14 protein-coding genes are annotated in these 12,374 nt (G+C 72.4%); 6 read left to right on the top strand and 8 right to left on the bottom strand.

Translation table 11 applies throughout. The features are described from left to right. Positions 1-123: 123 nt before the first annotated feature. The 5 genes from ABT160_RS07350 to ABT160_RS07330 all read right to left on the bottom strand — a co-directional run bounded on the left by ABT160_RS07350 (position 124) and on the right by ABT160_RS07330 (position 4,888). Entirely contained in the window at positions 124-675 is a 552-nt protein-coding gene (locus tag ABT160_RS07350; protein WP_351644684.1) for a Clp protease N-terminal domain-containing protein, read from the bottom strand. Continuing rightward, positions 675-884, bottom strand: coding sequence for a helix-turn-helix domain-containing protein (locus ABT160_RS07345; protein ID WP_040248424.1), 210 nt, complete (start codon positions 882-884; stop codon positions 675-677). The genes ABT160_RS07350 and ABT160_RS07345 overlap by 1 nt, the downstream gene beginning before the upstream one ends. Before the next feature lie 51 nt (positions 885-935). Next, the gene (locus tag ABT160_RS07340; protein ID WP_351644681.1) at positions 936-2,336 is read right to left on the bottom strand and encodes a glycoside hydrolase family 5 protein; all 1,401 of its coding nucleotides are present in this window, start codon (positions 2,334-2,336) and stop codon (positions 936-938) included. A 138-nt stretch (positions 2,337-2,474) separates the two neighbouring features. Further along, entirely contained in the window at positions 2,475-3,440 is a 966-nt protein-coding gene (locus tag ABT160_RS07335; RefSeq protein WP_351644680.1) for a zinc-binding dehydrogenase, read from the bottom strand. 227 nt (positions 3,441-3,667) lie between these two features. Then, the gene (locus tag ABT160_RS07330; RefSeq protein ID WP_351644678.1) at positions 3,668-4,888 is read right to left on the bottom strand and encodes an NAD(P)-dependent malic enzyme; all 1,221 of its coding nucleotides are present in this window, start codon (positions 4,886-4,888) and stop codon (positions 3,668-3,670) included. A gap of 554 nt (positions 4,889-5,442) precedes the next feature. Between ABT160_RS07330 and ABT160_RS07325 the strand changes: the two genes are divergently transcribed. The 3 genes from ABT160_RS07325 to ABT160_RS07315 are packed head-to-tail and all read left to right on the top strand — an operon-like array spanning position 5,443 to position 8,153. After that, a complete protein-coding gene (locus tag ABT160_RS07325) occupies positions 5,443-6,408 on the top strand; it encodes an ABC transporter substrate-binding protein (RefSeq protein WP_351644676.1) in 966 nt (321 codons plus the stop codon). Between the two features lie 45 nt (positions 6,409-6,453). Then, the gene (locus ABT160_RS07320) at positions 6,454-7,395 is read left to right on the top strand and encodes an amino acid ABC transporter permease (RefSeq protein WP_351644674.1); all 942 of its coding nucleotides are present in this window, start codon (positions 6,454-6,456) and stop codon (positions 7,393-7,395) included. After that, on the top strand, positions 7,392-8,153 hold the full coding sequence (locus ABT160_RS07315; RefSeq protein WP_351644672.1) for an amino acid ABC transporter ATP-binding protein: 762 nt from the start codon (positions 7,392-7,394) through the stop codon (positions 8,151-8,153). The genes ABT160_RS07320 and ABT160_RS07315 overlap by 4 nt, the downstream gene beginning before the upstream one ends. A gap of 59 nt (positions 8,154-8,212) precedes the next feature. On the opposite strand, the gene ABT160_RS07310 is transcribed toward ABT160_RS07315, so the two are convergent. Further along, a complete protein-coding gene (locus tag ABT160_RS07310; RefSeq protein WP_351644670.1) occupies positions 8,213-8,974 on the bottom strand; it encodes a class I SAM-dependent methyltransferase in 762 nt (253 codons plus the stop codon). A gap of 83 nt (positions 8,975-9,057) precedes the next feature. Between ABT160_RS07310 and ABT160_RS07305 the strand changes: the two genes are divergently transcribed. Beyond that, complete coding sequence (locus ABT160_RS07305; RefSeq protein WP_351644669.1) at positions 9,058-9,672, top strand: CGNR zinc finger domain-containing protein; 615 nt, start codon at positions 9,058-9,060, stop codon at positions 9,670-9,672. Here ABT160_RS07305 and sodX read toward each other — a convergent pair. After that, positions 9,591-10,016: a nickel-type superoxide dismutase maturation protease gene (sodX, locus tag ABT160_RS07300; RefSeq protein WP_351644667.1), complete on the bottom strand. Its 426-nt coding sequence runs from the start codon at positions 10,014-10,016 to the stop codon at positions 9,591-9,593. The genes ABT160_RS07305 and sodX overlap by 82 nt on opposite strands. 151 nt (positions 10,017-10,167) lie before the next feature. Between sodX and sodN the strand changes: the two genes are divergently transcribed. Both sodN and ABT160_RS07290 read left to right on the top strand, forming a co-directional pair. Next, the gene (sodN, locus tag ABT160_RS07295; protein ID WP_351644665.1) at positions 10,168-10,563 is read left to right on the top strand and encodes a superoxide dismutase, Ni; all 396 of its coding nucleotides are present in this window, start codon (positions 10,168-10,170) and stop codon (positions 10,561-10,563) included. 176 nt (positions 10,564-10,739) lie between these two features. After that, positions 10,740-11,330 carry a dihydrofolate reductase family protein gene (locus tag ABT160_RS07290; protein WP_351644662.1) on the top strand — a complete coding sequence of 197 codons (591 nt, stop codon included), beginning with the start codon at positions 10,740-10,742 and terminating at the stop codon, positions 11,328-11,330. A gap of 3 nt (positions 11,331-11,333) precedes the next feature. Here the strand turns inward: ABT160_RS07290 and ABT160_RS07285 are convergent, their stop codons facing one another. Next, complete coding sequence (locus tag ABT160_RS07285; protein ID WP_351644660.1) at positions 11,334-12,281, bottom strand: LysR family transcriptional regulator; 948 nt, start codon at positions 12,279-12,281, stop codon at positions 11,334-11,336. Positions 12,282-12,374: the final 93 nt, after the last annotated feature.

Genomic DNA, 12,374 nt, shown 5'->3' with positions numbered 1-12,374 from the left:
GGGCGGGGGGCGCGCGCCCCCCGCCGGGGGCGGGGCCGCGGGGGGGGGGGTGTCTGTGCGTGGGGGGGGGGGGGCCCGCGGCCCGGCCGGCGCCCCCCCCCCCCCTCCCGTACGCGTACCGCCTCAGGCCGCCGCGCTGCCGAACAGGGCGCGCTCGGCCGTGGCGTAGGTGACGCCGAAGTCGCCCAGGACGTCGGCGACCGCGCCGGGCCGGGAGACCAGGGCCAGCAGCAGGTGCTCGCTGCCGATCGAGCGGTCCTTGCGGCCCAGCGCCACCCGCAGCGAGCCCTCAAGGACCTTCTTGGCCTCCCGGGTGAAGGGGCGGCGGCCGAAGCGGCGGCCCCGGTCCGGGGGGCCGGCCAGGGCGCCCTCGCCGTGCGCCTCCTCGATCCGGCCGACCACGGCGTCCACGTCGATGCCGATGCCGGCGAGCGCCTCGGCGTCCGCGCGGCTCATCCCGCCGCGGCGGCGCACCCCGGCGAAGGCCTCGTCGACCTCGGCCCGGCGCCCCGCGACGCCCAGGGCGCCCAGCGCGGCGGCGGCCCGCCCGGCGTCCAGGTCGAGGAGGGCGAGCAGCAGGTGCTCGTCGGTGACGTGCTCCGCGCCGGTGCGTTCCGCGTGGCCGACGGCGCCGGTCACGACGGTCCTGGCGTCCTCGGTGAACCGTTCGAACATCACTGCCTCCCGTACTTCTTGTGCACGGCCTGCCGGCTGACGCCCAGCTCGGCCGCGATCTCCTGCCAGGACCAGCCCTGGTTGCGGGCGCTTCTGACCTGGACGGCTTCGAGCTGCTCGAGGAGCCGCCGCAGCGCGGCGACGGCACGCAGCCCGATCCGGGGGTCGCGGTCGCCCGCCCGCTCGGCGAGATCGGTCGCTTCGGTCATGATGTCAATGTAGGTTGACAGAGGGCGGCTGTCAACCATGGTTGACATGCGTCAGCGGCCCGGCTCCGCCGTCACCGTCACCGCCGCGCCCGGAGCCGCCGCGATCCGCACCACCGCCGCCCGCCCCGGCGCCACGGTCCGCGCGCTCGCCCGCGCGGCGCCCGTCACGGACACCCGCCAGCCGCGCGGGTGCGGGGGCAGCGAGAGCTCCGAGACGGCCGGGCCCCGGCGCGCCGCGGCGTAGGAGAGCCGGTAGCGGCCGGCGTCCGGGTCGCGGGTCTCGGCGCGGACGGCCCCCGCCACGGCCGCCGCGTACGGGGCGGCCGTGGCCTCCTTGTTCGTACGGAACCTCCCGGCGGCGTCCACCGCGCAGTACCCGCCGCCGTAGCACCACACGTACCCCGCCCAGCCGGAGGAGTAGCGGTCCAGGGAGGCCAGCGCGTCGCGGTAGAAGCGGCCCATGTTCGGCAGGGAGTTGTTCAGCGGGCCCCACTCCCCCACCACCACCGGGACCTTGTACTCCTTGGGGTAGGCGGTGACCGCGCGCTCGTACGCCTCGATCCAGCCCGCCGCCGGGTCGTAGTCCGCGCCCGCCTCCATCGCCGTGTCGTAGAAGTGCGGCGCGTACACCACCCTGCGGTCCTCGATCCGGCCGAGGCCGGTGGGCACCCCCTCGCCGACGATCGGCGTCGGCTCCACGAAGAGCCAGCCGTCCCGGTCGCGCGAACGCACCGCCCCCGCGAGGCGGTTGTACATCGGAGTCAGCTGCTCGCGCTCGATGCGCCGGGCCGCCGTCGGCAGGTCCTCGCCCTCGCGCAGCTCCCCCATCGGCTCGTTGACCAGGTCGTAGCCGAGCACCGCCGGGTGGCCGCCGAAGCGGCCGGCGAGCAGCCGCCACATCGCGGCCTGGGACCTGCGCAGGTCCGCGTCCTCGTACAGGTGGGTGAAGGCCCGCTGCACGGCGGGCTCGAAGTACTCGGCGAACCAGTCGTCGGGGTGCGGGGTGAAGGGCAGCCCGTCGGTGCGGGTGGCCCACGCGGGCACGCCCCGGTGGCCGAACGCGGGCCCGAAGACGTCCTGGTGGGCGTCGAGCAGGACCTTCACGTGGTAGCGCTCGGCCCAGTCCAGGATCCGCTCCACCTTGCGCAGGTAGGCCTGGCTGTAGTGCCCCCTGGACGGCTCCAGGTCGTCCCAGAAGACCAGCAGGCGGGCGAAGTTGAAGCCCCGGGCGCTCATGTCGCGGAAGTGCTTCTCGGTGATCGCGGACAGGGCGTTGGCGCCCCGGTTCGCCTTGTCCTCGACGTTCCAGCCGCGCAGGGTGAGCACCCGCCCGTGCGCGTCGGTGAGTTCGGGGATGCCGTCGCCCGGGGTGGCCGCCCGGGCGGTGGGCGCGGTCAGCAGGGACGAGGCGAGCAGCGCGACAACGGCTGTGGTGGCGAGGGGTGTTCGCATGGAAGGGACCTCCGGCACGGGGGCGGCCGCGGGTGCGGTCGCGGTGCCGGAGATCCCATCAGGGTTACTGACGCGTCATCAAGACCGCCGCGGGGACGGGCCTCGGCCGTCCGTGGCCGGTCCGTGGCCAGTCCCTGGTCAGTCCGTCGTCAGGACGACCTTGCCGAACAGGTCACCGGCCGCCATCTTCTCGAAGCCCTCCCTGGCCCGGTCCAGCGGCAGCACCTCGTCGATCACCGGACGCACCCCGGTCGCCTCGCAGAAGGACAGCAGGTCCTCCAGCTCGTCCTTGGTGCCCATGGTCGAGCCGACCACCTTCAGCTCCAGGAAGAAGATCCGGGTCAGCTCGGCGTGCGAGGGCCGGTCGCCGCTGGTGGCGCCGGAGATCACCAGGGTGCCGCCGGGGCGCAGCGACTTCACCGAGTGCGACCAGGTGGCCGCGCCGACGGTCTCGATGACCGCGTCCACCCGCTGCGGCAGCCGGGCTCCGGACTCGTACGCCTCGGTGGCGCCCAGCTCCACGGCCCGCTTCCGCTTGGCCTCGTCGCGGCTGGTGGCGAAGACCCGCAGGCCGGCCGCCTTGGCCAGGACGATCGCGGCGGTGGCCACGCCGCCGCCCGCGCCCTGGACCAGCACCGAGTCGCCGGGGCGCACCCCGGCGTTGGTGAAGAGCATGCGGTACGCGGTGAGCCAGGCGGTCGGCAGGCAGGCGGCCTCGGCGAAGCTCAGCCCGGCCGGCTTGGGCAGTACGTTCCAGGTGGGCACGGCGACCTGCTCGGCGAAGGTGCCCTGGTAGCGCTCGGTGAGGATGGAGCGGGGCTCGCAGGGGCCGACCCCGTGCCCGCTCTGGCCGATGACGGAGTGCAGGACGACCTCGTTGCCGTCGGCGTCGATCCCGGCGGCGTCGCAGCCCAGGATCATCGGCAGCTTGTCCTCGGCGAGGCCGACCCCGCGCAGGGACCACAGGTCGTGGTGGTTGAGGGAGGCGGCCCTGACGGTCACCGTGCTCCAGCCGTCCCTCGCCCCGGGCGCCGGGCGTTCGCCCAGTTCGAGGCCGTTCAGCGGCTGGTCGCGGTCGATTCGGGCGGCGTAGGCGGCGAACATGACCTTGAGCGTAGGGATCCGGGGCCGCCGGGGGAACCGGGCGCGGGTGTGACGCGCCGGACACCCGAGCGCGCGGACCGTCGGATGAGCGGCCCGGCGGGCGGCCCGGGAGGCGACTCCGGCGGGTCGCTCAGGCGGGTCGGTCCGGCGGGTCGGTCCGGGCACGCGAAAGGGGCCCGGGTTGCGGACCGGGCCCCTGTCGTCTGCGTACCGCTAGCGCACCGGGATCAGCGGCGCGCCACGCCCTCGGCGCGGGCCGCCGCCGCGACGGCCGCGGTGACGGCCGGGGCGACGCGCTCGTCGAACGGGGACGGGATGACGTAGTCGGCGGCGAGCTTGTCGCCCACCACGTCCGCCAGCGCGTCGGCCGCGGCGATCTTCATGCCCTCGGTGATCCGGGAGGCCCGGACCTGGAGGGCACCGGCGAAGATCCCCGGGAAGGCCAGCACGTTGTTGATCTGGTTGGGGTAGTCCGACCGGCCCGTCGCCACGACCGCCGCGTACTTGTGCGCGACGTCCGGGTGGACCTCCGGGTTCGGGTTGGCCATGGCGAAGACGAAGGCGCCCGGCGCCATGGTCGCCACGGCCTCCTCCGGCACGGTGCCGCCGGAGACCCCGATGAACACGTCCGCGCCCGCCAGCGCGGTCTCCAGGGGGCCGGTCAGGCCCGCCTTGTTGGTGAGTTCGGCCAGCTCGCGCTTGACCTCGGTGAGGTCCTGGCGGTCACGGCTGACGATGCCCTTGCGGTCGGTGACCGCCACGTCGCCGAGACCGGCCTCCAGCAGGAACTTGGCGATGGCCACGCCCGCCGCGCCCGCGCCCGAGATCACGGCGCGCAGGTCGCCCAGGGTGCGGCCGGTCAGCCGGGCCGCGTTGCGCAGGGCGGCCAGGGTGACCACGGCCGTGCCGTGCTGGTCGTCGTGGAAGACCGGGATGTCCAGGCGCTCCTGGAGCTTGCGCTCGATCTCGAAGCACCGGGGCGCCGAGATGTCCTCCAGGTTGACCCCGCCGAACGACGGGGCGAGGCGGACGACGGTCTCCACGATCTCGTCCGCGTCGGTGGTGGCGAGCGCGATCGGCACCGCGTCCACACCACCGAACTGCTTGAAGAGGATTGCCTTCCCCTCCATCACCGGAAGCGACGCCTCCGGGCCGATGTCCCCGAGTCCGAGCACGGCCGTGCCGTCCGTCACGACCGCGACGACCTGCGACTTCCAGGTGTAGTCGTGGACGAGCTCCGGGTGCTCGGCGATGGCGGTGCACACCTTGGCGACACCGGGCGTGTACGCGAGGGACAGGTCGTCCCGGTCGCGCACGGGCACCGTGGCCTGGATGGCCATCTTGCCGCCCCGGTGCAGCGCGAAGGCCGGATCGAAGGGCTCCTCGGGAGTCGAGGAGGCGCCCTCCGCACCGCTGTCGCTGCGAGGATTGACGATCTCCGCTGCCATTTTCGTTTGACCCCTTAAGTCTTCATCAGTTGAGGGTGGCCACTCCTGGTTGAGGAGGGGTGGGCGGGCACCGCGGCCGCCTGGTCGGGCAGCCGCTCGGGCGCGCCGCACAACGCGCCCTGAGCCCCGGATGAGGGGTGTAAGGATCCTTCTTACCCGACGGACGGCACCGAGGACGAGTCCGTATGGCCCACGACACCTGGAGACGTGGTACGGGGAGGCGGATCGGGTACGGATCGCGCACCGGTGACATGAATCATGGCGCGATGTCTGGACAAGTCGGCCCGACGGGTGTTTCGCGGCGACTACGCCGTCCGTATGGCGAGATGCGCCGGAGGATTTCCGGTGGACCGTCGTCCGCCCCGCAGAAGGTCCGGCCTTGATCGACCGGCCTGTTGGGGTCCGTGTGTGACCCGTTATCCGATTTTGACATGAGCGGCCCCCTGATTGCGCCCGTCCGAATGGCAAGATGCCGTCATCACACGAGGTCGCGACACCCGAAGGTGCGTGCTCCGACCGCTGGCAACTCCCTCACAAGCCGGAGGACCCCGACCATGACCGCAGGCACCACCCCTCGCTGTACGACCGCCCGGACCTCCCGGATAGCCGCGGTCGCCGCGATCGCGGTCGCCGGCTCCCTGCTGCTGACCGCCTGTGGCGACCAGACCGAGAGCGGCGACAAGGGCAAGGGCGGCGGCACCTCCGCCGCGCCGCTCGCCGACAAGCTCCCCCAGGCGATCCGGGACAAGGGCGTCATCAAGGTCGGCTCCGACATCGCCTACCCGCCGGTGGAGTTCAAGGACGGCTCCGGCAAGACGGTCGGCATCGACCCGGACGTCGCCGACGCGCTGGGCAAGCAGCTGGGCGTGAAGTTCGAGTTCGAGAACGGCACCTTCGACACCCTGATCACGGGTCTGCGCGCCAAGCGCTACGACCTGGCGATGTCGGCCATGACGGACACCAAGGACCGTCAGAACGGCGTCGACTCGGAGACCAAGAAGAAGGTCGGCGAGGGCGTCGACTTCATCGACTACTTCACCGCGGGCGTCTCCATCTACACCAAGAAGGGCGACGACAAGGGCATCAAGACCTGGGCCGACCTGTGCGGCAAGAAGCTCGTCGTGCAGCGCGGCACGGTCTCCGAGGACCTGGCCAAGGCCGAGTCCAAGAAGTGCGAGACCGGCGGCAAGGGCAAGATCGCCCTGGAGTCCTTCGACAACGACCTGGAGGCCCAGACCCGGCTGCGGGCCGGCGGCGCCGACGCGGGCTCCTCGGACTTCCCGGTCGCGGCCTACGCGGTGAAGACCTCGGGCGGCGGCAACGACTTCCAGCTCGTCGGCGAGCAGGTCGAGGCGGCCCCGTACGGCATCGCCGTGGCCAAGGGCAACGACCAGCTGCGCGACGCCCTGAAGGCCGCGCTGGACGCCATCGTCAAGAACGGCGAGTACAAGAAGATCATCGCGAAGTGGGGCGTGGACGCCGGCGCGGTGACCGAGGCGAAGATCAACGGCGGTTCCTGACCGCGGTCCGGCACCGGTCGGCACTTCGGCACTGAAAGGCACCACGTGACTACCGACATCAAGAAGACGGGCCCCGAGGACACTCCGCCGTCCCCGGGAGCCGGGGCGGAGGCCATCAAGGCCGTCCCGGTCCGGCACTACGGCCGCTACGTCGCCGCGGTCGTGGCGATCGGCCTGCTGGCCGCGCTCGTCTACGCGTTCTCCCAGGGCAAGATCAACTGGGGCGCCGTCCCGGACTACTTCTTCGACGAGCGCATCACCGACGGCGTCGTGCAGACGATGGTCCTCACCGTCCTGTCGATGGCGATCGGCATCGGCGGCGGCATCCTGCTGGCCGTCATGCGGCTCTCGAAGAACCCGGTGACCTCCTCGATCGCCTGGTTCTACATCTGGTTCTTCCGGGGCACCCCGGTCCTGGTCCAGCTGTTCGTCTGGTTCAACCTCGGCCTGGTCTTCCAGTACGTCAACCTGGGCTTCTACCGGGACGAGTGGTCCGACTTCATGACGCCGTTCCTCACGGCGCTGCTCGGACTCGGCCTCAACGAGGCGGCGTACATGGCGGAGATCTGCCGCGCCGGCCTGCTCGCGGTCGACGAGGGCCAGACCGAGGCCTCGCACGCCCTGGGCATGAGCCACGCCAAGACCCTGCGCCGGATCGTGATCCCGCAGGCGATGCGGGTGATCGTGCCGCCGACGGGCAACGAGGTCATCAACATGCTCAAGACGACCTCGCTGGTGGCGGCCGTGCAGTTCACCGAGCTGTTCCGGCAGGCCCAGAACATCGGCCAGACCTCCGGCGCCCCGGTGGAGATGTACTTCCTGGCCGCCGCCTGGTACCTGCTGATGACCTCGGTGCTCAGCGTCGGCCAGTACTACCTGGAGCGGCACTACGCCAAGGGGTCGAGCCGCAGCCTGCCGCCGACCGCGCTCCAGAAGATCAGGAGCGGCGTGTTCTCGGTGCGCCGCCCGAAGGGAGTGGCCGGATGACCGCCATGGTGAAGGCCGAGGGCGTCCACAAGTCCTACGGCAGCCTCGAGGTCCTCAAGGGCATCGACCTGGAGGTCCAGTCCGGCGAGGTGTTCTGCCTCATCGGCCCGTCCGGCTCCGGCAAGTCGACGTTCCTGCGCTGCATCAACCACCTGGAGAAGGTGAACGCGGGCCGGCTGTACGTGGACGGCGAGCTGGTCGGCTACCGCCAGAAGGGCGCCAAGCTGTACGAGCTGAAGGACAGCGAGGTCGCCCTCAAGCGCCGTGACATCGGCATGGTGTTCCAGCGCTTCAACCTGTTCCCGCACATGACGGCCGTGCAGAACGTCATGGAGGCGCCGGTGCAGGTGCGCGGGGAGTCCAGGGCGACCGCCCGCGAGCGGGCGCTGCGCCTGCTGGACCGGGTGGGCCTGGCCGACAAGGCGGAGACCTACCCCTCGCAGCTCTCCGGCGGCCAGCAGCAGCGGGTGGCGATCGCCCGGGCGCTGGCGATGGAGCCCAAGCTGATGCTCTTCGACGAGCCGACCTCGGCGCTCGACCCGGAGCTGGTGGGCGACGTCCTGGACGTGATGCGGGACCTGGCCGAGTCGGGCATGACGATGGTGGTGGTCACGCACGAGATGGGCTTCGCCCGCGAGGTGGGCGACTCCCTGGTGTTCATGGACGGCGGCGTGGTGGTCGAGTCGGGCCACCCGCGCGACGTGCTGACCAACCCCCGGCACGACCGCACCAAGTCGTTCCTGTCGAAGGTGCTGTAACAGCTGTGCGCGTGAGGGGCGTTGCGGACGGAGAGTCCGCAACGCCCCTCACGCGTTCCTCACTTCAGGGCGAGGACCAGGCTGTCGCTGGGCGAGGACCACACCGCGCGGGCCTCGGCGAACCCGGCCGCGCGCAGGGTGCGCGCGTGCCACTCGGCGGACGGGGTGTCGCCGTCCGCGTGCTCGCCGTAGATCTCGAAGCGCTCGGCGGTGGGCCCGGCGAGCTCCGGGTCGCGCGCCGCCAGCTCCCACCAGGCGGCCCAGTCCACCGCGCCGCCCTCCTTGGCGCGCTCCATCGCGGCGTGCCGGTGGGCGCGCTCGGCGGCGTTGATGCGCGGGGTGGCGGGGTCGATCATGTGGTCGGCGTTCATGAACACCCCGCCGTCGCGCACCACGGCGGCCAGCTGCCCGTAGAGCGCCGCGAGCGGTTCGCTGTGCAGCCAGTGCAGGGCGGTCGCGGTGAGCACGGCGTCGTACGAGTCGTGGGGCAGCCGCGCGGTCCAGCCGGCGTCCTTGAGGTCGGCCCGCACGAAGGTCACGCGGTCGTCGCCCGCGAAGGTGCCCCGGGCGATGGCGAGCAGCGCGGGGTCGAGGTCGACGCCGGTGCTGGTCGCCGCCGGGAACCTCTTGAGCAGCCGGTCCGTAATACTTCCCGTACCGCACGCGAGGTCCAGGACCCGCGGCTCGGGCCCGACGACGGCCTCCACCATGTCGAGCATGACCCGGAACCGCTCCTCGCGGTCGGGCATGTACCACTCCTGCTGCCGGTCCCAGCTGAGCTGCCAGGCCTGCCAGTCGGTCCCGGCCGCCGTTTCGGTCATCGCGAAGCCTCCATGACGTAATACCCTAGAAGTGCACCTGCCTGTTACTCCGTCACACTAGACCGCCGCCGTAAGGACTACAAGTGGAACTGGCCTCTTACTCGGACTTCGCCGTGCGCCTGGTCAACACCGAGGAGCCGGCGCGCAACAAGGACGCGCTCACCTCCGTCGAGGTGGTCCGCGAGCTCTTCGGGGCGTCCACGCAGATGGCCCGGCGCGCCACGGACTCCGACGTGACCCGGTTCCGCTCGGTGCGGGCGCGGCTGCGCGCGGTCTTCGAGGCGGCGGACACCGGCGACGAGCGCACGGCGGTGGACCTGCTGAACTCGCTGCTCCTGGAGTTCCCGGTCAGCCCGCAGATCTCCGGGCACGACTACCTGGACGACGAGGGGCGCCCGGACTGGCACATGCACCTGGCCGACCACCCCTCCAACGCGACCGCGGGGTACGCCGCGATCGCCGCGATGGGGCTCGCCTTCCACCTCACCACCTACGGCGCCGACCGGCTCGGCCTGTGCCAGGCCGCACCGTGCCGCAACGCCTACCTGGACACCTCGACCAACCGCTCCCGCCGCTACTGCTCGGACCGCTGCGCGACCCGCGCCAACGTCGCGGCCTACCGCGCCCGCAAGCGCCTGGAGAGCGAGCGGTCGGCGAGCACCGGGCGCGCGCAGGAGAGCGCCCAGGACGCCAGGTAGCGCGGGGTCCGCCGGCGCCCCGGCGTCAACGGCCTGAAGCGCGCCCACACCCGCGCGAGCACCAGCTCGTCCGGCACGGTCCCGAAGGCCCGGCTGTCCACCACCTCGGCGTCGGGGTTGTCCCCCAGCACCCACCAGCCGCCCTCGCGCCGCTCCACCAGGCGCTTGACGATGAGCAGGTCCTGCTGCAGCGGGTGCCGCAGCACCGCCACGTCACCGGCGCGCGCCACCGACCCGTACCGCACCAGCAGCTGGTCGCGGTGGAGCAGCGTCGGCACCATCGAAAGCCCGGTCACCTCGGCGATGCCCCACGGCACCCTCGTCTCCCGCCCCTGCTCCGTCATCGGCCACCTCCCGCTTCCACGGTACGTTCCGCCATCGGTCCCACCACCCCCCCTGGACTTTTGGCCTAAGCCCTAGGGGGCACTCGCGAAAAGCCGTCTCTCACGGAGTAATGTCCCACCTGAGAAGACGATCACGAGGAAGGACAGCACAATGCTCTCCCGCCTGTTTGCCCCCAAGGTGAAGGTCAGCGCGCACTGCGACCTGCCCTGCGGTGTCTACGACCCGGCCCAGGCCCGCATCGAGGCCGAGTCGGTCAAGGCCGTCCAGGAGAAGTTCCAGGCCAACGAGGACCCGCACTTCCGTGCCCGCGCCACCGTCATCAAGGAGCAGCGCGCGGAGCTCGCCAAGCACCACGTGTCGGTGCTGTGGAGCGACTACTTCAAGCCGCCGCACTTCGAGAAGTACCCGCAGCTGCACCAGCTGGTCAACGACACCCTGAAGGCCCTGTCGGCCGCCAAGGCGTCGACGGACCCGAAGACCGGTGAGAAGGCGCTCGAGCTCATCGCCGAGATCGACCGCATCTTCTGGGAGACCAAGAAGGCCTGACCCCGGTCACCCTTCGGGCCACCGCCCGCGACAGCACCCGGCAACCGCGCGGAGCCGGGTGCTGTCGGCGTTCCCGGGTGCCGCGGGCGTCCCCGGGGCCTCGTGGACCGGTGGCGGGCGGACGGGCCTTGCCGGGGTCGGGCGGGGTTGGGACGCTGGCCCGGGAGGGAGGCGCCATGGCAGGCAGGCGCAGGGTCGTCCATCTCGTGCACCAGTCGCTGGACGGCTACATCGAGGGCCCCCGGGGGGAGTTCGACTGGCCGACCGTGGGGCCCGGCCTCACCGCGTACGCGCGCGGGCTCAAGGACAGCGCGGACGCGTTCCTCTACGGCCGGGTCGTGTACGAGATGATGGCCAGCTACTGGCAGGGGGCCGCGGACGGCGACGAGCCGGGGAGCGGCATCGGGCCGGTGTGGCGCAACGCCCCCAAGGTGGTCTTCGCCCGGGGGCCGGTGCGCGCCGGGTGGAACACCAGGGTGGCCGCGGGCGACCTGGCCGAGGAGATCGCCGCGCTCAAGGAGGGGCCGGGGGAAGGGGACTTCCTGCTGTTCGGCGGGGCGACGCTGGCCTCCGCGCTGACCCGGCTCGGGCTCATCGACGAGTACCGCATCCTGGTGCACCCGGTGGTCCTGGGCGGCGGCAAGCCGGCCTTCCTGGCCCCGGACGGGCGGATGGAACTGCGGCTCGCCGAGTCCCGCACCTTCGACGGCGGCGTCCTGCTGCTGCGCTACGAGCGGGTGGGCCACGAGGCGGACCCGCGGGCGTGAGCCTCAGGCCGCCCGCACCAGCGGGCTCTTGTGGCGGTGCAGCCACTGGCGGTACGCCGCCGTGCGCAGCGCCGCCTCCCGGTAGGCCTGCTCCAGCGCCGCGTACACCACGGCCGCCTCGGCGTCCCCGCGCGCGTACAGCAGCAGCCGCACCGCCAGCGGGTCGCCGCGCAGCGGTCTGATGGCCATGTCCTCGCGCGGGCCCGAGGTGGGCTGGCAGGGCGCCACCGCCTCGCCGATCGCGATGAGCGAGGCCGCGGTCTGGTAGTCGCCGTGCAGCACCAGCGGGTCGAGCCCGGCGCCGCTGAGCACCCGGCGCAGGCCGTCCCACTCGCCGTCCACCGTAGGGTCGACGATCCAGCGGTCGCCGGCCAGGTCGGCCAGGTCCACCACGGACCGCGCGGCGGCCGGGTGGTCGCTGGACATGGAGACGAACTGCGGCTCCCGCTCGACCAGGACGCGCCGCTGGAGGCCGTCCGGGACCCGGAGCGGGCAGCCCTCGACCTCGTGCACGAAGGCCACGTCGAGCTGCCCGGCGGCGACCATGCCCAGCAGGGCGTTGGCGGAGACGTCCACGTGGAGCGTGATCTCGGTGCCGGGCGACTGCAGCCGCAGCCGGCGCAGCCAGCCCGCGAGCGCCCTGCTGGCGGTGGAGCCGACCCGCAGCCGGGGGCCGTCCGCCCCGGCGGCGGCCGCCTTGGTCTCGGAGACCAGCGCGGCGAGCCCGGCGACCAGCGGGCGGGCCCGGCTGAGCACCGAGCGGCCCAGCGGGGTGGGGCGGCAGCCGGTGCGCCCGCGCGAGAACAGCTCGGCACCCAGCGAGTTCTCGATGCGCCGCAGCTGGGTCGTCAACGAGGGCTGGCTCATGCCCAGTTGGCGGGCGGCCTTGTGCAGACTGCCCGTGTCCGCGATGGCGCAGAGCGCCCGCAGGTGCCTCACCTCCAGTTCCATGCCCCTGAGCGTAGGGCGGCACCATGGACCACACCAGACACCCGTTTCCCCCCGATCACCTTGGATTCAAAGGGAGTTGGCCGGGGTGATGTC

Source organism: Streptomyces sp. NPDC001941, assembly GCF_040296945.1.
GTDB lineage: Bacteria > Actinomycetota > Actinomycetes > Streptomycetales > Streptomycetaceae > Streptomyces.
This window is presented reverse-complemented; position numbering and strand designations above follow the sequence as displayed.